Annotated in this window: 19 protein-coding genes; 18 read left to right on the forward strand and 1 reads right to left on the reverse strand. The window is 62.2% G+C overall.

Annotated elements, in window-relative coordinates; translation table 11 throughout:
* Window positions 1-4 precede the first annotated feature (4 nt).
* The 12 genes from flgK (at window position 5) to FSV73_RS16530 (ending at window position 16169) form a co-directional block, all read left to right on the forward strand.
* Window positions 5-2014 (forward strand): flagellar hook-associated protein FlgK, encoded by a 2010-nt coding sequence (gene flgK / locus FSV73_RS16475; RefSeq protein WP_145008916.1) that lies wholly within the window; start codon window positions 5-7, stop codon window positions 2012-2014.
* A gap of 12 nt (window positions 2015-2026) precedes the next feature.
* Window positions 2027-3616 (forward strand): flagellar hook-associated protein 3, encoded by a 1590-nt coding sequence (locus tag FSV73_RS16480; RefSeq protein WP_145008917.1) that lies wholly within the window; start codon window positions 2027-2029, stop codon window positions 3614-3616.
* 17 nt (window positions 3617-3633) lie between these two features.
* Window positions 3634-4284 (forward strand): TIGR02466 family protein, encoded by a 651-nt coding sequence (locus FSV73_RS16485; RefSeq protein WP_145008918.1) that lies wholly within the window; start codon window positions 3634-3636, stop codon window positions 4282-4284.
* A gap of 40 nt (window positions 4285-4324) precedes the next feature.
* Window positions 4325-5098, forward strand: a complete 774-nt coding sequence (rfbF, locus tag FSV73_RS16490) for a glucose-1-phosphate cytidylyltransferase (protein ID WP_145008919.1) — start codon at window positions 4325-4327, stop codon at window positions 5096-5098.
* Window positions 5080-6159, forward strand: coding sequence for a CDP-glucose 4,6-dehydratase (gene rfbG / locus FSV73_RS16495; protein ID WP_145008920.1), 1080 nt, complete (start codon window positions 5080-5082; stop codon window positions 6157-6159). The genes rfbF and rfbG overlap by 19 nt, the downstream gene beginning before the upstream one ends.
* Entirely contained in the window at window positions 6156-6716 is a 561-nt protein-coding gene (locus tag FSV73_RS16500) for a dTDP-4-dehydrorhamnose 3,5-epimerase family protein (protein WP_145008921.1), read from the forward strand. The genes rfbG and FSV73_RS16500 overlap by 4 nt, the downstream gene beginning before the upstream one ends.
* The gene (locus FSV73_RS16505; protein WP_145008922.1) at window positions 6713-7939 is read left to right on the forward strand and encodes a class I SAM-dependent methyltransferase; all 1227 of its coding nucleotides are present in this window, start codon (window positions 6713-6715) and stop codon (window positions 7937-7939) included. Before FSV73_RS16500 ends, FSV73_RS16505 begins: the two co-directional genes overlap by 4 nt.
* The gene (locus tag FSV73_RS16510; protein ID WP_186309251.1) at window positions 7936-8853 is read left to right on the forward strand and encodes an NAD-dependent epimerase/dehydratase family protein; all 918 of its coding nucleotides are present in this window, start codon (window positions 7936-7938) and stop codon (window positions 8851-8853) included. The genes FSV73_RS16505 and FSV73_RS16510 overlap by 4 nt, the downstream gene beginning before the upstream one ends.
* 31 nt (window positions 8854-8884) lie before the next feature.
* Window positions 8885-9532 (forward strand): hypothetical protein, encoded by a 648-nt coding sequence (locus tag FSV73_RS16515; protein WP_145008924.1) that lies wholly within the window; start codon window positions 8885-8887, stop codon window positions 9530-9532.
* A 50-nt stretch (window positions 9533-9582) separates the two neighbouring features.
* Entirely contained in the window at window positions 9583-14298 is a 4716-nt protein-coding gene (locus FSV73_RS16520) for a TIGR00180 family glycosyltransferase (RefSeq protein ID WP_145008925.1), read from the forward strand.
* 263 nt (window positions 14299-14561) lie between these two features.
* Window positions 14562-15713 (forward strand): flagellin, encoded by a 1152-nt coding sequence (locus FSV73_RS16525; protein ID WP_145008926.1) that lies wholly within the window; start codon window positions 14562-14564, stop codon window positions 15711-15713.
* Between the two features lie 72 nt (window positions 15714-15785).
* Window positions 15786-16169: a flagellar protein FlaG gene (locus FSV73_RS16530; RefSeq protein ID WP_145008927.1), complete on the forward strand. Its 384-nt coding sequence runs from the start codon at window positions 15786-15788 to the stop codon at window positions 16167-16169.
* Between the two features lie 17 nt (window positions 16170-16186).
* Here the strand turns inward: FSV73_RS16530 and FSV73_RS25585 are convergent, their stop codons facing one another.
* Window positions 16187-16363, reverse strand: a complete 177-nt coding sequence (locus tag FSV73_RS25585) for a hypothetical protein (protein ID WP_186309252.1) — start codon at window positions 16361-16363, stop codon at window positions 16187-16189.
* Window positions 16364-16385: 22 nt separating this feature from the next.
* Between FSV73_RS25585 and fliD the strand changes: the two genes are divergently transcribed.
* The 6 genes from fliD (at window position 16386) to FSV73_RS16560 (ending at window position 23050) form a co-directional block, all read left to right on the forward strand.
* Window positions 16386-17738, forward strand: a complete 1353-nt coding sequence (gene fliD / locus FSV73_RS16535) for a flagellar filament capping protein FliD (protein ID WP_260856099.1) — start codon at window positions 16386-16388, stop codon at window positions 17736-17738.
* A 97-nt stretch (window positions 17739-17835) separates the two neighbouring features.
* A complete protein-coding gene (fliS, locus tag FSV73_RS16540) occupies window positions 17836-18219 on the forward strand; it encodes a flagellar export chaperone FliS (RefSeq protein WP_145008929.1) in 384 nt (127 codons plus the stop codon).
* 17 nt (window positions 18220-18236) lie between these two features.
* Window positions 18237-18533 carry a flagellar protein FliT gene (locus tag FSV73_RS16545; RefSeq protein ID WP_145008930.1) on the forward strand — a complete coding sequence of 99 codons (297 nt, stop codon included), beginning with the start codon at window positions 18237-18239 and terminating at the stop codon, window positions 18531-18533.
* 163 nt (window positions 18534-18696) lie between these two features.
* Complete coding sequence (locus FSV73_RS16550) at window positions 18697-20175, forward strand: sigma-54 dependent transcriptional regulator (protein WP_145008931.1); 1479 nt, start codon at window positions 18697-18699, stop codon at window positions 20173-20175.
* A gap of 293 nt (window positions 20176-20468) precedes the next feature.
* Window positions 20469-21671 carry a sensor histidine kinase gene (locus FSV73_RS16555; protein WP_437179291.1) on the forward strand — a complete coding sequence of 401 codons (1203 nt, stop codon included), beginning with the start codon at window positions 20469-20471 and terminating at the stop codon, window positions 21669-21671.
* Window positions 21668-23050 carry a sigma-54-dependent transcriptional regulator gene (locus FSV73_RS16560; protein ID WP_145008932.1) on the forward strand — a complete coding sequence of 461 codons (1383 nt, stop codon included), beginning with the start codon at window positions 21668-21670 and terminating at the stop codon, window positions 23048-23050. The genes FSV73_RS16555 and FSV73_RS16560 overlap by 4 nt, the downstream gene beginning before the upstream one ends.
* Window positions 23051-23110: the final 60 nt, after the last annotated feature.

Below are 23110 nucleotides of genomic sequence, written 5' to 3' on the forward strand. Positions count from 1 at the left end.
ATCCATGGCCAGTCTCATTTCCATCGGTCTCTCGGGTATCCAGGCCAGCCAGTCGGCGCTCAGCACGACCGGCAACAACATCACCAACGTCGATACCGCCGGCTATTCCCGTCAGGCGACGGAGCAGCATGCGGCAGCGGCGCAGAACGTCGGCGTCGCCTACATCGGCAACGGCACGACCCTGGCGGACGTGCGGCGCTCCTACAGCCAGTACCTGACGACCCAGCTGCAGACCAGCACCGCGCTGGACAACGAGGCCCAGACCTTTTCCACCGCCGCCAGCTCGGTGGACTCGCTGTTGGCCGACAGCACCACCGGCGTCAGCACCGCCCTGAGCAAGTTCTTCTCGGCGTTGCAGACGGCCTCGGCGACGCCCACCGACAGCGCCTCGCGCTCGCTGGTACTGACCAGCAGCTCGACGCTGAGCCAGAGATTCAATTCGCTCGCCAGTCAGCTCTCCGACCAGAGCAGCTACATCAATACCCAACTGAGCGCCTCGGCGACCCAGGTCAATACCCTGGCGAACAAGATCGCCCAGTACAACCAGGCCATCACCGTGGCCTCTGCCGGCGGCACTACCCCCAACTCGCTGCTGGATGCGCGCGACCAGGCCATCAACGACATGTCCAAGCTGGTCGGGGTGAGCGTGGTCAACCAGGATGGCAACTACAACGTCTACATCGGCTCCGGCCAGCCGCTGGTGGTGGGCGGCTCGGTGAGTTCGCTCAGCGCCCAGGCCAGTACCCTGGATCCCTCGCAATACGCCCTGACGCTGACCATGCCCAGCGGGATCGCGGTGGATGTCACCCAGTCGATATCCGGCGGCTCCATGACCGGCCTGGTGCGTTATCGCGACGAGGTGGTGAATCCCTCGCTGAACAGCCTGGGCCGGCTGGCCCTGGTGGCCTCGGATTCGATCAACAAGCAGCAGGCCCAGGGGCTGGACCTGAAGGGCAATTTCGGCAGCAAGGTGTTCAACGACATCAACAGCGCCACGGCCATCGCCTCGCGCAGTATCGGGCGCACCACCAACAGCGATGTCAACGCCAACCTCAACGTCACCATCGCCGACAGCAGCGACCTGACCGTCAGCGACTACCGCGTGGTCTTCACCAGTGCCACCCAGTACAGCGTGACCCGCCTGTCCGATGGCCAGGACCTGGGGAGCCACAGTCTCACCGCCTCGCCGGCGGACGAGATCGACGGCCTGCAGCTGGGGCTGCGGACGGGCAGCGTGACGGCGGGTGACACCTTCACCGTGCAGCCCACGCGCCTGGCTGCCAGCCAGGCGGCGGTCACCATGACCGATGCCCAGGACCTGGCCTTCGCCTCGCCGCTGAAGGCGGCGAGCAGTGCCGCCAACATCGGCACCGGTACCGTGAGCGCGCCGACCCTGGTCACCCAGCGCAGCATCTACGACAGCGCCTCGGCCAGCAGCCTGGCGACCAGCATCCAGAATGCCATGCCGGTGAAACTCCAGTTCGGGGCCGCCGCCAGCGATGGCAGCCAGGCCTACACGATCTACGACGCGAGCGGTAACAGCCTCGGCACCGGCTCCATCGTCGCCGGCCAGAGCAACACGGTGAACGTCAACATCGCCGCCAACGGCTCCACGGTACCGAGTGCCTTCACCTTCCAGCTGACGCTGGCGGGCAAGCCCTCCAGCGGGGATACCTTCAGCGTCTCCTTCGGCGCCGCCGGCAGTACCGACAACACCAACGCCCTGGGCTTGCTGAACCTGCAGACGTCGGCCACCGTGGGCAACGCGAGCATGAACAGCACCTACAGCAGCCTGGTGGAAACGGTTGGCGCCAAGACCAACCAGGCCAGCCTGGATGCCAGTGCGACGTCGGCTATCCTCAAGCAGGCGCAGGCGAGCCAATCCTCGCTGTCGGGCGTCAACCTGGACGAGGAGGCGGCCAACCTGATCAAGTACCAGCAGTACTACAGTGCCTCGGCGAAGATCATCGAAATCTCGCAGACCGTCTTCAATACATTGATTCAAGCCTTCTAAGGGACGTCGGCCATGCGTATCTCCACCCCCCAGATGTTCTCGTCCAGCACCCAGGGCTACTCCGACGGCTACTCCAACATGACCAAGACGCTGGAGCAGATCTCCAGCGGGGTCCGCATCCAGACGCCGGCGGACGATCCGGTGGGGTCGGCGCGCTTGCTGCAGCTCGATCAGCAGAAGACGCTGCTGACCCAGTACAGCGGCAACATGACCACCGCCAACAATGCGCTGACCAACGAGGAGTCGGTGCTGACCACCATCACCAACGTGCTGCAGAACGCGCGGGCACTCGCCGTGCAGGCGGGCAATGGCTCCTATACCGATGCCAACCGAAGCGCCATCAGTGACCAGCTGGGCGATATCCAGGATCAGCTGTTCTCGCTGATGAACAGCAAGGATGCCAACGGCAACTACATCTTCGCCGGCAGCAATGGCACGGTGCAGCCTTTCGTCAAGAATCCCGATGGCAGCTACAGCTACAAGGGTGACCAGAGCTCGCTGTCGGTCCAGGTCTCCGACACCCTCAACCTGGCCATCAGCGACAACGGCTGGAGCACCTTCCAGAGCGCCCAGAACGCCGACCTCACCACCTCGAGCCTGACCAACAATCCCAATAGCGACGGGACCCAGCGGGTGTTCCTGTCGCAGGGCACCGTGACCGACGACAACAGCTTCAACAGCAGTTTCCGCAGCGGTGCGCCCTACAAGCTGCAGGTGCTCAGCAGCACCCAGTTCAAGATCTTCGACGCCAACAACAACGACGTGACCAGCGAGGTCAGCGGCAATGGCTCCTACCAGACCACCACGGGTGACGCGGTAACCGTCAACTTCCGCGGCGCGCAGCTGGCCCTCGACGTCTCCTTGAAGTCCAGCGACGACAGCACGGCCACCGATGCCCTGGTGTCCGGCTACAGCTTCAGTTTCGGGGTCAAGCCGGAGACCTTCGACATCACCCGGACCGCGTCCAATACCTCGACCGCCCAGCTCAGCGGTGGCACCGTCACCAACGCCACCACCTACAGCACCACCTTTCCCAACAACGGCGTCCTGCTGAAATTCAGCTCGGCGACCGACTATTCGGTCTATGCGCTGCCGACCACTTCCAGCAGCACCCCGCTGTCCACGGGTACCCTGGGCGGCACCTATCCGGCCAGCATCACCATCAACGGCGCCCAGTTCAGCATCAATTCGGCGGCGGCCAGCGGCGACCAGTTCACCGTGGCCGGCAGCAGCAACCAGACGCAGAACATCCTCGACACCATCAAGAACCTGCGGACCGCCCTGGATACGCCGACGACCAACGATCCCCAGGCGGAACTGAATATCCGCAACGCCGTGGCGTCGGCCATCACCAACCTCGACAACGGCATGAACCAGGTCTACAAGGTCACCTCGTCGCTGGGGGCTCGGCAGCAGACCATCGACACCCTCACCACCGAGAGTCAGAGCCTGTCGCTGTCCAACGACACCACCCAGTCGTCCATCCGCGACACCGACATGTCCGAGGCCACGTCGAAGCTCACCTTGCAGCAGACCATGTTGCAGGCCGCCCAGGCCGCCTTCGCCAAGGTTGCCCAGCTAAGCTTGTTCGACAAGATCTGAAGGGGAAGCCAGCCGTCATGAGCCAGCCATTCGATACGGCCAACATCGAGATCAAGAAGCTCTTCGTCACGCCCCTGGCGCAGCTGGTGCATCCCGACGCCGAGCGGCTCAATGCCGAACTCCGCGCGGTGATCCTGGCACGCCGCGATCAGGACGCCGGGACCCGCCACAGCAACGAGGGCGGCTGGCAATCGAGCCATGACTTCGACAGCTGGGCAGGTTCTCCGGGCGCCGAGCTCGCCGCCTTCGCCCGCGCCTTCGCGACCCAGCTCACCGCCGTCCACTCCGCGGAACATGGCCTGATCGAGCCGGCCTTCGAGTGGCGCTACAACGCCTGGGCCAACGTCAACGAAGCGGGGCAGGGCAACGCCCTGCACGGTCACCCCGGGGCCTTCTGGTCGGGCGTCTATTGGGTGGACGATGGCGGCGCCCAGGACGCCGACTGTGCCGGCGAACTCGAATTCGTCGATCCCCGCGGCCTGATGCCCTCGGTCTACAATCCCGAGCTGCGCATGCGCATCGAGGGCTGCCTGACCGCTGGTTACTCGACCACCGTCAGCCCATCCAGCGGCACCTTCGTGATGTTCCCGTCCTGGCTGATGCATGCGGTACGCCGATTCAAGGGGCAAAGGCCGCGGATTTCGGTGGCGTTCAACTTCGGCATTTAGGATCGCCCGGCGGCGTAACGCTGGCAATGGAGGATGACATATGAAAGCTGTGATCTTGGCCGGAGGCCTTGGTACGCGAATCAGTGAAGAGTCCCATCTGCGGCCCAAGCCGATGATCGAGATCGGCGGTAAGCCGATCCTCTGGCATATCATGAAGCAGTACGCCTTCCATGGTGTGAACGACTTCATTATCTGCCTGGGCTACCGGGGCTACGTCATCAAGGACTTCTTCGCCAACTATTTTCTGCATACTTCGGACGTTACCTTCGACATGCGCGAAAACCGCATGGAGGTGCATCAGAACTACAGCGAGCCTTGGCGGGTAACGCTGGTCGATACCGGGGAGGCCTCCATGACCGGTGGTCGTCTAAAGCGAGTCCGCCGTTATCTGCAGGACGATTCAGCTTTTTGCCTTACTTATGGCGATGGCGTGTCGGATCTGAATATCACTCAGCTAATTGATTTCCACCGCAGTCATGGTCGCCTAGCTACCGTGACGGCCGTGCAGCCTCTGGGGCGCTACGGATCGCTGGACTGTGTCGGTGATACGGTGCGGGGTTTTATCGAGAAGCCTCGCGGAGACGGCGGCTGGGTCAATGGCGGCTTCTTCGTTCTTTCCCCAGCGGTGCTCGACTTCATCGAGGGTGACGACACTATTTGGGAGGACACTCCCTTGTCTCGCCTGGCAGCCGAGCAGCAACTCCACGCCTTCCAACACCAGGGGTTCTGGCATCCAATGGATACGTTGAGGGACAAGAATTATCTCGAGCAGCTCTGGCAGGAGGGTGCAGCGCCTTGGCGGGTCTGGCAATGAATCCAGCCTTCTGGGAGGGTAAACGCGTGCTGGTCACCGGGCATACGGGGTTCAAGGGAACCTGGTTGCTCTGGCTGTTGCATCGGCTCGGCGCGAAGGTGGCCGGGTTGGCGTTGCCAGCCACTTCGCCCAGCCTGTTCGAACTGACCGGCGCGCGCTCCATCGCTGATCATCATGAAGGCGATATCCGTGATCTCTCCACAGTGCGCCGGGTCATGGGAGAGGTGCGTCCGGAGATCGTTCTCCATCTCGCTGCCCAGGCGTTGGTCCGCGAGAGCTACCATGACCCGGTAACTACCTATGGCAGTAACGTCATGGGTACGCTCCATGTGCTGGAAGCGATCAGATCCGTTGGCGGTGTCAGTGCCTGCGTGGTGGTGACTACTGACAAGATCTATGCGAATCGCGAGTGGCAGTGGCCTTACCGTGAGAACGAGGCGCTGGGTGGACATGACCCCTATAGCGCCAGCAAGGCCTGTTGTGAACTCTTGGCGGAGTCCTACGCGGCGTCGTTCTTCGCTCCGGAGCGTTACGCTGAACATGGTGTGGCGATCGCCACCGCGCGTGCCGGTAACGTACTGGGTGGCGGTGACTTCGCGGCCAATCGACTGATCCCCGATGTGCTCGCCGCCTGGAGCGAAGGGAGTTCGGTCATCCTGCGTTACCCGTCGGCCGTCCGTCCCTGGCAACATGTCCTGGAACCACTGTCGGGTTATCTCCTACTGGCCGAACGTTTGACCACCAGCGCTGAGCTTGCCCGTGGCGCCTGGAATTTCGGCCCTGCCGAAGATGCCACCTGTACCGTCGAGCGACTGGTCCAGTTGCTCGCCCGCGACTGGCCGCAAGCGCCCGGCGTGCGAGTTGATCCGGCCGGATTGCACGAAGCCGGGTTGCTCAAGCTCGATAGCAGTCGGGCGCGTGAGTATCTGGGGTGGCGGCCTCGTTGGTCGCTGGAGACGTGCCTTTCTCAGACCCTTGCTTGGCATCGCGCGTGGCACGCGGGACTCGATCCGCGACAGACCACCCAGGCCCAGATCGATAGCTACCTGGGTGCGCCATGACGGACATGACCCTGCGCGACCTTCCTCTCCCTGGCCTGCGGCTGTTGACGCACCGGACGCATGAGGACGCGCGGGGGCGCTTCTCACGTCTCTACTGCCTCACCTGGCTGAATCAGGCGACAGCTCCCTTCACCGTACGGCAAATCAATCTGTCGCAGACGTCGCGTTGTGGCAGCGTTCGCGGGTTGCATTATCAACTCCCGCCTTTCAGCGAAGATAAGCTGATCACCTGTCTACGTGGCAGCGTTTGGGATGTTGCGGTGGATGTCCGCCAGAATTCGCCTACCTTTCTGAAATGGCACGCCGAGCGCCTGGAGGCGGGAGATGGTCGCAGCCTGTGGCTACCACCAGGCTTCGCGCATGGCTTTCAGGCGCTCAGCGACGACGTCGAGTTGCTCTACCTGCACAGCGCTGACTACGTACCCGATCAGGAGTCCGGGCTTGCACCCAGCGATTCGCGGCTGGGGATCTCGTGGCCGTTGCCAGTCGTCAACCTTTCATCTCGGGATGCGGCACATCCGCCGCTAACGGACGCTTTTCGAGGAATAGTTGTATGAAGTGCCGTGCCTGCCAGTCAGCCCTGAGCCTACCGCTGATCGACTTGGGAACGGCTCCGCCGTCCAACGCTTTCCTCACCGAATCAGCCCTGAACCAGGTCGAGAACTGGGTACCGTTGAAAGTGATGGTCTGCGAGCAGTGCTGGCTCGTGCAGACCGTGGATTATCGCAGCGCCGAGACGCTCTTCGACGCGGATTACGTCTATTTCAGCTCCTACTCGTCGTCCTGGTTGGCTCATGCGCGACGCTACGTGGAGCGCGTCATCGCGCGCTTTGGTCTGGATGAGCGTCATCGGGTGGTCGAGATAGCCGCCAACGATGGTTATCTGCTGCAGTATTTCGCCGCCGCGGGTATTCCCTGCTGGGGCGTGGAACCCACGGCGAGTACCGCCCGAGCTGCTCGCGCCAAGGGCCTGGAGATACGCGAAGTGTTCTTTGGCGCTGGTAGCGCCAAAGAACTGAGCGCCGAGTTGGGTCGTGCCGACTTGATCATCGCCAACAATGTCTTGGCGCACGTTCCAGACATCAACGACTTTCTCGCGGGGTTCTCCCTGCTGCTGGCCCCTACGGGTGTGACCACTTTCGAGTTTCCGCATCTCCTCCGGCTGCTCGAGGCCCACCAGTTCGACACGCTGTACCACGAGCACTACTCCTATCTTTCCCTGAGCGTGGTCGAGCGCCTGGCCTGGACGCAAGGCCTGGAGGTGTTTGACGTCGAACAGCTGGCCACTCATGGTGGTTCTTTGCGTCTCTACCTCCAGCACCGGAACGACGGTCGCCAGCAGGTGACCGCAGCGGTGGCGCGACTGCGGCAGGAAGAGCAACTCGCAGGGCTCGATAGCGCCGCTCGGTATGCCACCCTGGCACCTGCTGCGGAGCGGATCAAACACGACTTTCTGCGCTTTTTGCTCGAGGCCAAGGCCGCTGGCAAGCGAGTCGTTGGCTACGGCGCCGCGGCCAAGGGCAATACCCTGCTGAACTATGCAGGTGTCCGTCAGGACCTCTTGGCCTGGGTGGCTGATGCCAGTCCGCACAAGCAGGGGCGCTACCTGCCAGGTAGTCGTATTCCCGTGGTGTCGCCCGCTCGGCTACTTGAGGAGCGTCCGGATTATGTGGTGGTGTTGCCCTGGAATCTGGTCGATGAAATTTCAGCCGAATGGGCGTCCATCCAGACATGGGGCGGACGCTTCGTGACGGTTGTTCCAGAGCTGAACATCCGATGAGCGTTGTGCTGCTGACAGGAGCCAGTGGTTTCATTGGTAGTCCCTTGGTCAGGCAGCTCCTTGCGCAAGGACACCAGGTCCATGCCACCACGACGCGAACGCCGGAGTCTTACACAACGCAAGCAGGATTGCGCTGGCATCAGATCGATCTGCTTGCAGGGGAGGCTGGTATTCAGTCGCTCTGCCGTCGAGTGGGCGCCGATCACCTGATCCACCTGGCCTGGTGCGTTGCGCCGAGCAACTACTGGACGACACCGGACAATCTCAAGTGGATAGTCGCCACTCAACAACTGATGAGCGCCTTTCATGCCCATGGCGGACACCATGCCGTACTGGCAGGAACGTGTGCCGAGTACGACTGGCGCCAGGGTTTTTGTCGCGAGGATGTCACGCCGCTAACGCCGGCTACGCCCTATGGGCGCAGTAAAAGACTGGCTCAGGAATGGGCGGTGCTGTTCGGTGAAATGCATGGGCTGAGCGTTGTCTGGGCGCGCATCTTTCACTTGTTCGGGCCTTGGGAAGCGGAGACGCGTCTGGTGCCGTCGGTCATCCGGGCCCTGCTCAGGGGGGAAGCCGCCCTGTGTTCTTCGGGTGAGCAGTGGCGTGATTTCCTACACGTGGAAGACGTTGCCGCGGCATTCGTCCATCTGAGTAAGCAGCAGGCAACTGGCGTATTCAACGTCGGAAGTGGGGAGCCAGTACAGCTCAAGACCGTGATTGGATATTTGGCCCGGTCCCTGCAGGCGGAAGGTCTCGTACGATTGGGCGCCAGAAAAGCGTCGGAAAACGATCCGGCCTTTCTGGTCTCCGACTCGCGACGTCTGCGCGCGTTGGGCTGGCAACCGTCATTTTCTCTGGAAGGTGGCTTGGACGACGCGATGTCGTGGTGGCGCTCAAGGCTCCTGACCCACTGAATCTTGCACGTCCGCCGTGCGAAGGAAAGCTATGCAGCTGCAAGGTATGGATCGAGTAGGGCTACGTGATTACGTGACGCGCCAGCTGGAGCTCTTCTTTCCTGACGGCCAGGCGCCGGGACCGAGCCTGGACATTGCCCTGGATAAGGCCCTGCAGCGGCTGCAGCATTGCATAGCTCACGTCAAAGCCTGGCAACCGGATCGCTTTGATTACCTGCACTCCAGCCAATACGCGACGTTTCTGTACTTCCTCGCCAACAGCCTTTGGCAAGTCGACCCGGATGCGCGCGTCTGTACCAAGCTGTTCCTGCTCAACAAGGCACTCAACGGTATCGATCTCTTCTATGAGATCGAGCTGCCACCCGTATTCTTCATTGGTCATTCGGTCGGGGTCGTGCTTTCCAAGGCTCGCTATGGAAACTTCCTCGTGCTCTATCAAAACACCACCGTAGGCCGAAACCACGGCATCTATCCTGAGCTGGGAGAAGGTGTCGTGCTCTATCCCAACAGCGCTGTGATCGGTCGTTGCAACGTTGGGCCGCGTAGTTATATAGGTCAGGGGGTGAGCGTGATCAACCGGGATTTACCCGGGCACAGCTGCGTCTTCCAGGCCGAGGCTGGCGACCTCCTCTGTCGTGAGCCGAAGCACGACATCCTTGGTGATTTCTTTCGCTTCTGATTGTGCGTCAGGTTTCACGCGTTTTTCCCCTATTTGCCAGAGTGTCCACCATGAACGATCTCCTGACACTGGTCTTGCTGACCCACAACCGTCCCGCCTTTCTGGAACGTGCTTTGCGGTACTACGCGCGATTTCCCTGTCGCTTGTTAGTACTGGACTCTTCCGCCGTTCCTCAGCAAGCCTTGGTAGAGAGTTGCTCCCAGGCTGAATACCGGCATTTTCCAGGTGATACGTTCACCTTCCTGGACAAGCTAAAGGCCGGCGTTCCGCATATCCAGACGCCGCTCATGGCTTTCGTGCCGGACGATGACTTCATCCTGGGTGATGCACTGCAGGCGAGCGTGGAGTTTCTGACCGCTCATCCTGACTATTCAACGTGCCACGGCTATTGCCTGATGTATCTTGCCGAAGCGGCTTGCACCGTCTATCTGCGACGCGATAAGAAGGTTTGCGAAGACCACTCTGCGTCGCGGATTGCACAGCGATTGCACACAGGCTTCGGTGAGTACATTCCACCGTTCTATTCGGTGGTCCGCACTCAGGTCGTTCAAGACTGGTACCGGTTGGTTCCGCAAGACACCACACTCGAGTACCAGGAGATCGGCCACGCGTTCTACCTGCTGGCGCGAGGCAAAGTAAGGATCCTGCCGCAGCCTTATGTGATTCGCGAACTCAACTACCCGGTTTCGGACCACAACACCGATGTCCGGCTGGCACTGCAGGACAGTACCCCGGCGGGCCTTCAACGCAGGCTGCAGTTCGCCGACCTCTTCGGCCAATTGCTGGTGGCACTTGAAGGTGGTGATACGTCGCCAGCTCAGGCGCGCGACGTCCTGCTGGGCGCCTTCCAGCGACTTGCTGATTGCCTGCAGCAGGAGCGTTCGCTCACCGCCGAACGGCTGTTTCGATCCCAATGGGTAGCGCCCGTAGACGAGCCGCAGTGGCTGTTTGAGCCCCGCCAAGTGCTGGAGATGCCTTTTTACCGACCTGAATTCTTCGCGTTTCTGGCACGCCTGGATTTCATGGTGCAGGGTCTGCCTGCAGGCAAGCTGCAACTCCAGCAGCGCGCTGAAATGCACGCATTGTTGACCCCTTTGCTAGATGTCCTGCAGCGCGACGAATTCGCTCAAGCCACCGTGGAACAGCATCAGGGCGATATCCGTAAAGCCGTAGCCGCCTTGCCTTTCCATGCGACCCTGGTGCAATGCATGACCCTTCTGGGTTCTGCCGAGGAACGTCAACGATGGCTGGAATGGCAGCAGGCTATCGCAGGATTGCAGGGGCAAGCACCGCAGGACATCGAAAAGGGTAGCGGCTTGCCAGCCGATGCGACGACTGGGCGCTTATCCATCGACCTGGACGATGTACTGGTACTCAATAGACCCATCAAGGACGGCGAGCGTGACCCTGTCGCGGTAGTGATCCACGCGTTCTATCCGGACGTATTGGCGGGCATTCTCGACCGGCTTGTCCGACTCCAGCAGCCCTTGCATCTCTATGTGACCTGTCCGCCAGAGGCGGCTGAGGCAGTGCAGCTGCTGTTGGCCCAGAGCGGTTATCGGCACAGCCTGCTACGCACCGAGAATCGTGGTCGCGACGTCTTGCCTTTCCTGCGCATCCTGCAATTGGTACGCAAGGATGGGCTGCCGATCGTGCTAAAGCTGCACACCAAAAAGTCGTTGCACCTGGAATTGGGTTCCGAATGGGCGGACGCCCTGTTTGACGATTTGCTGGCGCCGGCCCGCTTCGAGAAGACTGTCACCCAGCTGGAGAATGGCCAGGGCGTGCTGATGGTAGGGCCGGAAAACGGCCTTCTGCCGGTTTCACAGTTCCTCAAGGGTAACAATCTACCTAATCTCCAGCGGCTTGCCCAACGGGCGGGATTGGCCGACGCCCAGGTCCTCAATGGCGAGTTCTTCGCCGGCACCATGTTCTTTGCTCACTTTGATGTCTTACAACCCGTGCTTGATCTAGGCCTGGTGGCGACAGATTTCGAGGCGGAGGCCGGCCAGACAGAGGGCACCCTGGCGCATGCCTTGGAGCGCTTTTTTTATCCCCTGGCCTGTGCGAGCGGGGGTGACCGTCAAGGCCAGGACTATCGCAATTGGTTGAAGACACGCGTGCTTGCAGACGTCGAGTACGAACGTGTTTCAGCGCGCATTCAGAGCTGGGCGTTCCAGCCGAGCTTGCTGGCGGTGATAGTCGACGAGGTCGGCGACCCGGCCTATGTTCAGCAGACGCTGGATAGTCTTGCCGCGCAGCTCTATGACTGCGCGGCGATCCTGGTGCTATCGGACGCTGAACCTGTTGGTATAGCTGCGGCAGACAACTTGCTCTGGCAATCCCTCGGTGCGGGATGGGCGGGGCAACTCAATAGCCTGTTGCCGCAAATCGAGGTGGACTGGTTCTTTGTGGTACGTAGTGGTGATCATCTTGATCGCCACGCCTTGTTAGCCGTGGGCGATCGGATCGACAGTCATCATCAGGCGCTCTGCTATTACACCGATGAGGACGAGATCAGCGGCGATCTCTATCGTGAACCCGTATTCAAGCCGGGATTCAATCTCGACCTTCTGCGTAGCTACCCCTACGTCGGGCCCGTGTTCTTCATGCAGCGTCAGTCGTTGATCGGGATAGGGGGATTTACCGAGGCACACGGCGCACTGGCAGGAGTGGACGTCATGTTCCGCCTGGTCGAGCAACGTGGTCTGGACAGCGTCGGGCATATCGCCGAGGTTTTGCTGCACGCTCGTCTCCACCTGGGCCGTTGGTTGTCAAACGATCGGATCCCAGAACTATCCCGTCAGGTAGTGGGCGCCCATCTGGATCGGCTAGGCGTGTCTTACCAATTCATGGCGGGTGCCATGCCGTTGATCAACCGGATAGCCTATTTGCGGGAAACCTCACCGCTCGTTTCCATAGTCATTCCGACGAAGAACCAACTCCCCATGCTACGGCGTTGTGTGGAGTCGCTGCTTGAACGTACTCAATATCAGAATTACGAAATCCTCGTGGTAGATAACGATAGCCAGGAGGCGGATGCCCGCCAATGGTTGGCTGGCATGGAAGAAATGGCTAGCTCGAAGGTCCGCATCCTGCGCTATCCCCATCCGTTCAACTACTCAGCAATCAATAACTTCGCGATCACCCAAGCATCAGGCGAATATGTCGTTCTGCTGAACAACGATACCGCGATTTTCGATGGGGGCTGGCTGAGCGCCTTGCTGAATCACGCGCAGCGACCCGAGGTGGGCGCCGTAGGCGCCAAACTCTATTACCCCGATGGACGCATCCAGCACGGTGGCGTGGTGCTGGGCCTGCGTGGTGTGGCTGACCATCCCTTCATCGGCGAGCCCGGCCAGGCCCCTGGCTACATGCACCGCCTGCAGGTCGACCAGAATTACAGCGTGGTGACGGCCGCCTGCCTGATGGTGCGCAAGGCGACCTATCTCGAGGTAGGGGGGATGGACGAACAAGACCTGAAGGTCTCGTTCAACGACGTAGATTTCTGCCTGAAGCTGACCGCGGCCGGCTACCTCAACGTCTGGACGCCCTACGCCGTAGTAATGCACGAAGCGAACGTGAGCCAGAACCTGGTCGATACCACGGCCATGGAAGCCAAGATCAAGCGTTTCCACGGCGAGCAGGCGATCATGTATCAGCGTTGGCTGCCGCGGATCGCCCGCGATCCGGCCTACAACCCCAACCTGAGCCTGGACGGCAGCGGCTTTGCCCTGGATCACCGCAGCGAGACCGGGTGGCATCCTTTCTCAGTACGCCAACTACCCTATGCGCTGTGCCATCCTGCCGATCCCTATGGCTGCGGACACTATCGGATACGCAAGCCGTTCGAAGCCATGCAGCGCGGCGGATTGCTGGAAGGTGGAGTGAGCGAACGCCTCCTGACAGCCGTGGAAAAGGAGCGGCTGGCACCGACCACCATCGTTTTCCAGCGTCAGATCATGGGTCTGCAGATCGAGTCGATTCGTGAGGCCAAGCGCTACTCCCAAGCATTCAGGATCTATGAGCTCGACGACTATATCGTCGATCTGCCGATCAAGAATCGCCACCGGGCCCACATGCCCAAGGATGTCGCCAAGCAGCTTCGGCGCGGCGTCGCCCTGTGCGACCGCTTCGTCGTCTCGACGGCTCCGCTGGCCGAGGCGTTCAAGGACCTGCACCCGGAAATCCGCATCGCCGAAAACCTGCTGCCGCTGGATTGGTGGCAAGGCGTCAAGGGACAGCGCCGCGATACCCGCAAGCCGCGCGTGGGTTGGGGCGGCGGTGTCAGTCACGATGGTGACCTGGAGCTGATCAGGGACGTGGTGAAGGATCTCGCGGGCGAGGTGGACTGGGTCTTCTTCGGCATGTGTCCCGACGAGCTCCGGCCCTATATCAAGGAGTTCCACGCTGGCGTCCCCATTAACCGCTACGCGGCTAAGCTGGCGAGCCTGGATCTGGATCTGGCGCTGGCACCGCTGGAAGAAAACCTGTTCAACGACTGCAAGAGCAACCTGCGGCTACTCGAATATGGAGCCTGTGGCTTCGCCGTGGTCTGCTCGGACCTGGTCTGCTATCGAGGTAACTTGCCGGTGACACGGGTGAAAAACCGCTATCGCGATTGGGTGGATGCCATTCGTATGCACTTGGCCGACCGGGACGCGACTCACCGAGCCGGTGAGGTGCTGCGCGAGGCCGTGCTGCAAGACTGGATGTTGAGCGGCGCGCGCTTGGAGCGATGGGGGTCGGTATGGCTACCTGACTGAGCCAGCTACCGTTACCGCACCGAACGGCCAGAGAAATCTGGCCGTTCGCGTTTGCGGAGCCATCAAGTTTCTCGTCCCCTGTCCGATAACAAGAGGGAGTGAAGACACATGCCTTCGCTGTCTCGTCCAGAGTCAAGGTTTTTCCAAAAAAACCTAAAGAAGTCTCCAGGCAAGACGATAACCATATCGAAGGTTCTCCAGGTCACATCGGGCGGTCCCCTTGGCCGGGAGCTTAAGCAGTATCCTAATCCACGAGGTTCTCCATCATGATGACCGTCAATACCAACATCGCTTCCTTGACTGTTCAGAAGAACCTGAACAACGCTTCGGGCAACCTGACCACCGCCATGACCCGCCTGTCCACCGGCCTGAAGATCAACAGCGCCAAGGACGATGCCGCCGGCCTGCAGATCTCCAACCGCCTGACCAGCCAGGTCAAGGGTCTGGATCAAGCCGTGTCCAACGCCAACGATGCCAACGCCATCGCCCAGACCGCCGAAGGCGCCCTGCAGGAATCCACCAACATCCTGCAGCGTATGCGTGTCCTCGCCGTCCAGTCCTCCAGTGGCAGCAACAGCACCGAAGACCGTACCTCGCTGAACCAGGAATTCGAGTCCCTGACCTCGGAACTGACCCGTATCTCCAGCACCACCACCTACGGTGGCGGCAGCAGCGGCATCAACCTGCTGGACGGTACCGCCGGCACCAACGGCACCCTGACCTTCCAGGTCGGCGCCAACGCCAACCAGACCGTCAGCTTCACCCTGAGCAACATGAGCGCCAGCAGCCTGTCGGGCTCCTCGTCGGTAGCCACCGGCGGCCTGGACCTGAGCAGCCTGGGCGTCTCGGCTTCGGGCGGTACCACCAGCTCCAGCGGTACCCTGAGCATCGCCGGCCAGACCGTGACCTACGCCTCCGGCGCCAGCTTCAACGACATCGTCAGCTCCATCAACAACAACATCAGTGGTGTCTCGGCCACCGCGGCCAGCTCGGGTAGTTCGACCATCAACCTCAGCTCCGCCAAGACCATCGACATCGGCGCGGGTACCGGTGGCGCTACCGGCGTATCCAGCGGTTCCTACGCTTCGGTTACCACCACCGGCAGTGTCCAGTCGCTGGACATCACCACGGCCGCCAACGCCCAGAGCGCCATGCAGGTCATCGACGGTGCCCTGAAGCAGATCGATACCCAACGTTCCACGCTCGGTGCCGTGCAGAACCGTCTGGACTCCACCATCTCCAACCTGCAGAACATCTCGGAAAACGCCACCGCAGCCCGCAGTACCATCCAGGATGCGGACTTCGCGGCGGAAACCGCCGAAATGACCAAGCAGCAGACCCTGCAGTCGGCAGCGACCTCGGTACTGGCCCAGGCCAACCAGCAGCCCGCCTCCGTACTGAAACTGCTCCAGTAATTCTGATCAGGGAAAGGGGAGGGCGCTGCGGCGCCCTTTCCGCGTTGTTAGGTTTTTTGGGAGGGTGGAAAAATGAGCATCAACTTGAACTCGGTCGTCCCGGGAAGTGGCATGACGACTCCAGTGGCAGGGACGCCATCAGGCACTGTCGCTGGCGTCCCTTCCGCTACGACCAACGCCAGCAATACCGGAGCGGCGTCGACCGACCAGGCCAAGGCCGCGCCGGTATCGCCCAGTCGGGAAGAACTCGACAAGGCCGTCAAGGATTTGAGTTCCAGCGCCCAGGACTTGCACCGCAACCTCGAGTTTTCGGTGGATCAGGATTCCGGCGTCACTGTGGTCAAGGTGGTGAACAGCGCCAATGGCGAGCTGATCAGGCAGATCCCGTCGGAGGTCGTGGTCAAGCTGGCTGCGGACTTCAAGGAATCCCGTCACCTGCTCAGCGAAAAAGCCTAGTTGGTGCGTCTTTTGCTTCAGTGATGCAAAGCTGCTGGACCGTCAATGTTTTGAGGACAGATCATGACCACTATCTCGTCAACCTCTTCGACTGGTTCGACCAGTTCGACTGCCACGAGCAGTTCGACTACCTCGACGACGAGCACTTCGGCGTCCAGCGCCTCCGCCACCTCCGGGGCGATCAAGTCGTCCACCGGTCTCGGTTCCGGGATCAACATCGGTTCGATCGTCGAGGTGCTGGTCAACGCGCAAACCGCTGGCAAGCAGCAGCAGATCACCACCCTGCAGAATGCGGCGCAAAATCGCCTGACGGCGGTAGGCACCCTGACCTCGGCGTTGAACGACTTCCAGTTGGCCGTGGCCAATCTGAACACCACCACCTCCTTCGCGGGGCTGACCGCCACCTCCAGTACGGCAGCGACGGCGACGGCGACGGTGGATTCTAACGCGGTGGCAGGGACCTATGCCTTGGACGTCAAGCAATTGGCGACGGCATCGAAGGTCGGGTCGCAGTACATTTCGTCTGGCACCACCTTCGGCTCCGGTAGCTTGACGCTGAGCCAGAATGGCAAGAGCTACAACATCAGCGTCAGCGATGGCGCCAGCCTGTCCAACATCCGCGACAGCATCAACAAGCAGAGCTCCACCTCGGGCATCTCGGCCAACGTCGTCACCGACTCCACGGGCTCGCGTCTGGTGTTGAGCTCCACCACCACGGGTGCCAACTCGACGATCAGTGTTTCCTCCACCGGCAGCAGCTCCCTGTCGTCGCTGGCTATCGATGGCACCAAAGCCTATTCCACGTCCGGCGGGGGTTATCTGGTGCAAGGGGCTGACGCCCAGTACACCCTCGACGGCTTGAGCATGACCAGCTCCAGCAACACCCTGGATACCGCGGTCACCGGCGTGACCTTCTCGCTAGCCGCGACCGGGCAGACCAACGTCACCGTGGGTGCCAATACCACCGGACTGCAGACCAACATCCAGACCTTCGTCGACGCCTACAATACCCTGGTCACCACCATTGGCACCCTGACCAAGGTCAGTACCACGACTGGCGAGGATGGATCGTCCAGTACCTCCTCCGGCGCCTTGACCAGTGATGCCATGACCCGCACCCTGACGAGAAGCCTGCAGAGCGCGGTGTTCGGTACGTCCACCGGCAGCGGCAACCTGAAGAACCTGACCCAGCTTGGTATTTCCATGACCAACTCGGGAACCCTGACGCTGAATACCTCGGCCTTGTCCACGGCCCTCGCGACCAATGCCGGCGATGTGCAGAACTTCTTCTCCGCCAAGTCCGGCCTGCTGAACAACATGAACAAGCTGGTCAATACCTATACCCAGAGTGGTACGGGTCTGATAGCCCAGGAAAAGTCGACGATCCAGACCAGCCTGACCGATCTGAAGACCCAGCAGACGACGCTCACCGCGCGCCAGGCCAAGCTCACCGATATTCTCACCGCCAAATACAACGCCATGGATAGCCTGGTAGCCAAGTTGAACAGCACCAGCAGCAGTGTGCTGACCACCTTGAACGTACTGAACAAGAACTCGTCGTCGAGTTGATCCTGGCTGTTGATTACGGCTAAAGATTGCAGGGCGCGCGCCGATAGCTTGGATATCCAACACAGCATCACCTGTTGAATTCAAGGTAGCGAAAATCATGTACGCACAATCTGCAGCGCTGCGCCAATATCAGAATATTGGTGTTCAATCCGGGGTCTTCGAAGCGTCGCCGCATCGCCTGATCCAGATGTTGCTGGAGGGTGGCTTGAGTCGCATCGCCCAGGCCAAGGGTGCGATGCAGAATCAGAAATACCTGTTGAAAGGCCAGCTGATCGGCAAGGCACTGGGTATCATCGCCGGACTGCGCGACGCCCTGAACTTCGAAGCGGGCGAACTGGCCTATCGACTCGATGCCCTGTACGGTTATATGGCTACCCGTTTGGCCGAGGCCAACCGGACCAACGATACGGGCATTCTCGACGAGGTCGCTCAGCTGCTGCGTAATATCAAAGAAGGCTGGGATGGCATAACGGCTGCCTGACCTGGAGGACGAGAGCCATGGCTACCATCGTTGTTCGTATCAATCAGCTGCGCGGTCAGCTGGAGCAGGCCCTCGTCGAGCAGGACTGGGAGGCCATCGGCCGTCTCGATCTGGATTGCCGCCTGGCTGTCGATGCCGCCATGCAGGAAGCGCCGGGTGGTGAGACCGAACTGACGTTCGCCTTGCAGAATCTGCTCAAGACCTACAAGACCCTGATCGCCGCCACCACGGCCGAGCGCTCTGCCATCGCGGTCGAGCTGACCCAGGCGCAACGTGCCGACAAGGCCGCCAAGGTCTACCAACTGTTCGGTTGATCGTCGTCCGCCAGACGGTCGTTCAAAGTTTCGACAATCCACCGCCATAAAATTGACCCCGCGTCGCAATTTGTCTTAACTTGCGCAAGATGCCGACCAGTTGGCACTTGGATGCAGGCGACACCTGCGCGTAGCGAACCGACTAGCCGGATGGGGCAGGGACATGTGGCGTGAAACCAAGATCCTTCTGATCGACGATGAAGCCGAGCGGTGCAAGGCCGTCTCCATCATTCTCGATTTTCTCGGCGAGGATCATCTCGCCTGTAACAGTTCCACCTGGCAAGCCTCCCTCGAAACCCTCGACAGCAGTCGGCAAGTGAGCTGCGTGCTGGTCGGGCGCGTCGATAGCCGTGGCAGCACCGTCGAGTTGCTCAAGCAGGTCGTGGCCTGGGACGAGATGGTGCCCCTGTTGTTGCTGGGCGAAATGGCCCAGCCGGAGTGGCCGGACGACGTACGTCGTCGCGTGCTGGTCTCCCTCGAATACCCGCTGGCCTATAACAAGCTGCTGGATTCCCTGCATCGGGCCCAGGTCTATCGCGAGATGTACGACCAGGCTCGAGATCGGGGTCGCCAGCGCGAACCCGAGCTGTTCCGCAGCCTGGTCGGCACCAGCAGGGCCATCCAGGGCGTACGCAAGATGATGCAGCAGGTGGCCGATACCGAGGCCACCGTGCTCATCCTCGGCGAGTCCGGGACCGGCAAGGAAGTGGTGGCGCGTAACCTGCACTTCCACTCCAAGCGGCGCGAAGCGCCCTTCGTACCGGTCAATTGCGGTGCCATCCCGGCCGAGCTGCTGGAGAGCGAGCTGTTCGGCCACGAGAAGGGCGCTTTCACCGGCGCCATCACCAGCCGAGCCGGACGCTTCGAACTGGCCAACACCGGTACCCTGTTCCTCGACGAGATCGGCGACATGCCGCTGCCCATGCAGGTCAAGCTGCTGCGGGTGCTGCAGGAGCGGACCTACGAGCGGGTGGGCAGTAACAAGACCCAGAGCGTGGACGTGCGCATCATCGCCGCGACCCACAAGAACCTCGAGCAGATGATCGCCGCGGGCACCTTCCGCGAGGATCTCTACTACCGCCTCAACGTCTTCCCCATCGACATGGCGCCGCTGCGTGAACGGGGCGAAGACATCCCCCTGCTGATCAACGAATTGATCGCGCGGATGGAACACGAGAAGCGTGGCTCCATCCGTTTCAACTCGGCGGCCATCATGTCGCTGTGTCGGCACGAATGGCCGGGCAACGTGCGGGAGCTGGCCAACCTGGTGGAGCGCATGGCGATCATGCATCCCTATGGCGTCATTGGCGTGGCCGAGTTGCCGCTCAAGTTCCGCTATGTGGAAGACGAAGCCGATCCCATGGTGGAGTCCCTGCGTGAAGAGCTGCAGGAGCGCGAAGCCATGGCCGGCATCGGCACCGTCGAGGTGTCGTCCTCGGCGCTGTTGCCGAGCGAGGGGCTGGACCTCAAGGACTACCTGGCCAACCTGGAAAAGAGCTTCATCCAGCAGGCGCTGGACGATGCCGGTGGCGTGGTGGCCCGCGCCGCCGAGCGCCTGCGCATCCGCCGCACCACCCTGGTGGAGAAGATGCGCAAGTACGGCATGGGCCGCCGCGACGACGAGTTCGACGAAGAGATCTAGCCGACTCTTTGTAGGTTGGGCTGAGCGCAGCGAAGCCCAACGGTGCCCAGCTCGGCCAGCCCTGTTGGGCTTCGACGATAACGCCGTCTCAACCCAACCTACGCAGCGATACCAGGGCTCCCCTGATCAAGAGGTAGGGTGGATGGCGGCGCAGTCTCATCCACCTTCTTCTTTGTAGCGTGGCACGTGGAAAAGGCTGCGCCGTTTTCCACACTACGGCACTTTGGCGCCAGGGCGGCATGGGTCTTGCTCCAGCCCGGACAATGTCAATTGTCCGACGCGAGCCGACGCCGATGCCTGCGCAAGCCCTTTCTTCCGCCGCTGTTCCCGCCGACGCCGTCGTGGAGGCCTCCGCTTCGGCGCAGGCCCGCGAGGCCCTGGGGCAGATGTCGCGCCAGCTGAGCGAATCCTTCCAGTTGCTCGAAGCGCGGATGAATTCCCTGCAAGGGGAGCTGGAATGGGTGTCGGCCCAGCGTCTGCAGGAGCTGGCCGAAAAGGAGCGCCTGGCCAGCCGGCTGCAGAATCTCCTGGACGTGATGCCGGCCGGTATCGTGGTGGTGGACGGCGGCGGTCGCGTGCGCGACGCCAATCCGGTCGCCGCCGCCCTGCTCGGTGAACCGCTGGCGGGCGAGTCCTGGCGCAGCGTGATCGCCCGGGCCTTCGCTCCCCGCCATGACGATGGCCACGAGGTATCCCTGCGCGATGGGCGCCGGGTCTCCATCGCCACCCGCTCGCTCGACGGCGAGCCGGGACAGCTGGTACTGCTCAACGACCTGACCCAAACCCGCCACCTGCAGGGCGAGCTGGCGCGCCACGAGCGGCTGTCCGCGCTGGGGCGGACCATGGCCTCGCTGGCCCATCAAATCCGTACGCCGCTCACCGCCGCCTTGCTCTATGCCAGTCACCTGGAGGAGGGCGGCCTGGCCGAGGCCCAGCAGCAGCGTTTCGCTGGCCGCCTGAAGGAGCGGCTGTACGAACTGGAAAACCAGGTACGCGACATGCTGGTGTTCGCCCGGGGCGAATTGCCGCTGGCGGATCGTCTATCACCGGCGGCGCTGTTCACGGCCCTGCGAGAGGCGGCTGCGCCCCACCTGGGCAGTTGCCAGGTGCGTTGGCAGCTCGACGCCGGCAGCGGCCTGCTGGTCTGCAATCGCGACATGCTGGTCGGGGCCGCGTTGAACCTGATCCACAACGCCCTGCAGGCGATGGCGGGTGCCGGCCTGTCCGGCCGGCTCAAGGTGCACCTCTACGGCCGTGGAGCCGAGTTGCGCCTGGCCATCAGCGACCGCGGGCCGGGCATCCCGCTGGCAGTGCAGCAGCGCCTGGGCGAACCCTTCCTCAGTACCAAGACCACCGGCACCGGTCTCGGGCTGCCGGTCGCCCTGGCGATGGCCAAGGCCCATGGCGGCCAACTGACGGTGCGATCGCGGCTGGGCCGCGGGACCCTGGTGACCTTCATCCTGCCGTTGCTGGCGACCCTGGAGACCTCGGCATGAGCCTGCCCATCCTGCTGGTGGAAGACGACCGGGCCCTGCGCGAAGCCCTGGCCGATACCCTGGAACTCGGCGGCTATCGTTATCGCGCGGTCGCCAGCGGCGAGGCGGCACTGCTGGCCTTGGCGGAGGAACCCTTTGGCCTGGTGGTGAGCGACGTCAACATGCCGGGCATCGATGGCCACCAGTTGTTGGCCAGTATCCGCCTGCGCGATCCCGCGCTGCCGGTGTTGCTGATGACCGCCTTCGGCAGCATCGAGCGCGCGGTCGAGGCCATGCGTGGCGGGGCAATCGACTATTTGGTCAAACCCTTCGAACCGCGGCTGTTGCTGGAGACGCTGGCCCGCTGTTGCCCGCAAGGGCGCCGGACGCCTGGGGATCGCCAGCCGGTGGCGGTCGACCCCCAGAGTCGCCACTTGCTCGACCTGGCCCGCCGGGTCGCCCAGAGCGACGCCACGGTGCTGATCACCGGCGAATCGGGTACCGGCAAGGAGGTGCTGGCGCGTTTCATCCATGACCAGTCGACCCGCGCGGAAGGACCCTTCGTGGCGGTCAATTGCGCGGCCATTCCCGATCATCTGCTCGAGGCCATTCTGTTCGGTCACGAGAAGGGCGCCTTTACCGGCGCCATCGCCGCCCAGCCCGGCAAGTTCGAGCTGGCTCAAGGCGGCACCCTGTTGCTCGACGAGATTTCCGAATTGCCCCTGGGGCTGCAGGCCAAGCTGCTGCGGGTGTTGCAGGAACGCGAGGTGGAACGGGTCGGGGCGCGCAAGCCACTGGCGCTGGACATCCGGGTGGTGGCCACCAGCAATCGCAAGTTGGCGGAGGAGGTGGCCGCCGGCCGCTTCCGGGAAGATCTCTTCTATCGACTGTCGGTGTTCCCCCTGGCGTGGTTGCCCCTGCGTGAGCGGCCGGCCGACATCGTGCCCCTCGCCGAGCGCTTGCTGGCGGTGCAGGCCGCGCGGATGCAGCGGGCGGTACCGGTGCTCACCGCGGCCGCGCGCCAGGCGCTGACCGGGCACGGCTGGCCGGGTAATGTGCGCGAACTGGACAACGCCGTGCAGCGCGCGCTAATCCTGCAACCGGGAATGCAGGTCCAGGCCGAGGATTTCGGTCTGCACTGGCTGGCGACTGGCATTCCCCAGGCCACCGCCGCTGCACCTGTGGCGGAGCCGAGCGGCAGCGATGCGGCACGGCCGCTGGATGCCGACCTGCGTGATCGGGAGTTCCAGGTCATCCTCGACACCCTCAAGGCCGAGCGTGGTCGGCGCAAGGAGACGGCCGAGCGCCTGGGCATCAGCGCCCGGACCCTCAGATACAAGCTGGCCCAGATGCGCGACGCCGGGCTGGAGGTAGAGCTGTCCCTGGCTGCCGGTTGCTGAGTGCAAAAGTAGATAGCCGGCTATCTACTTCTGCGGAACCAACCGTCTGGCGTGCTGTTC

The organism is Pseudomonas oryzihabitans, from assembly GCF_007665395.1.
Lineage (GTDB): Bacteria > Pseudomonadota > Gammaproteobacteria > Pseudomonadales > Pseudomonadaceae > Chryseomonas > Chryseomonas psychrotolerans_C.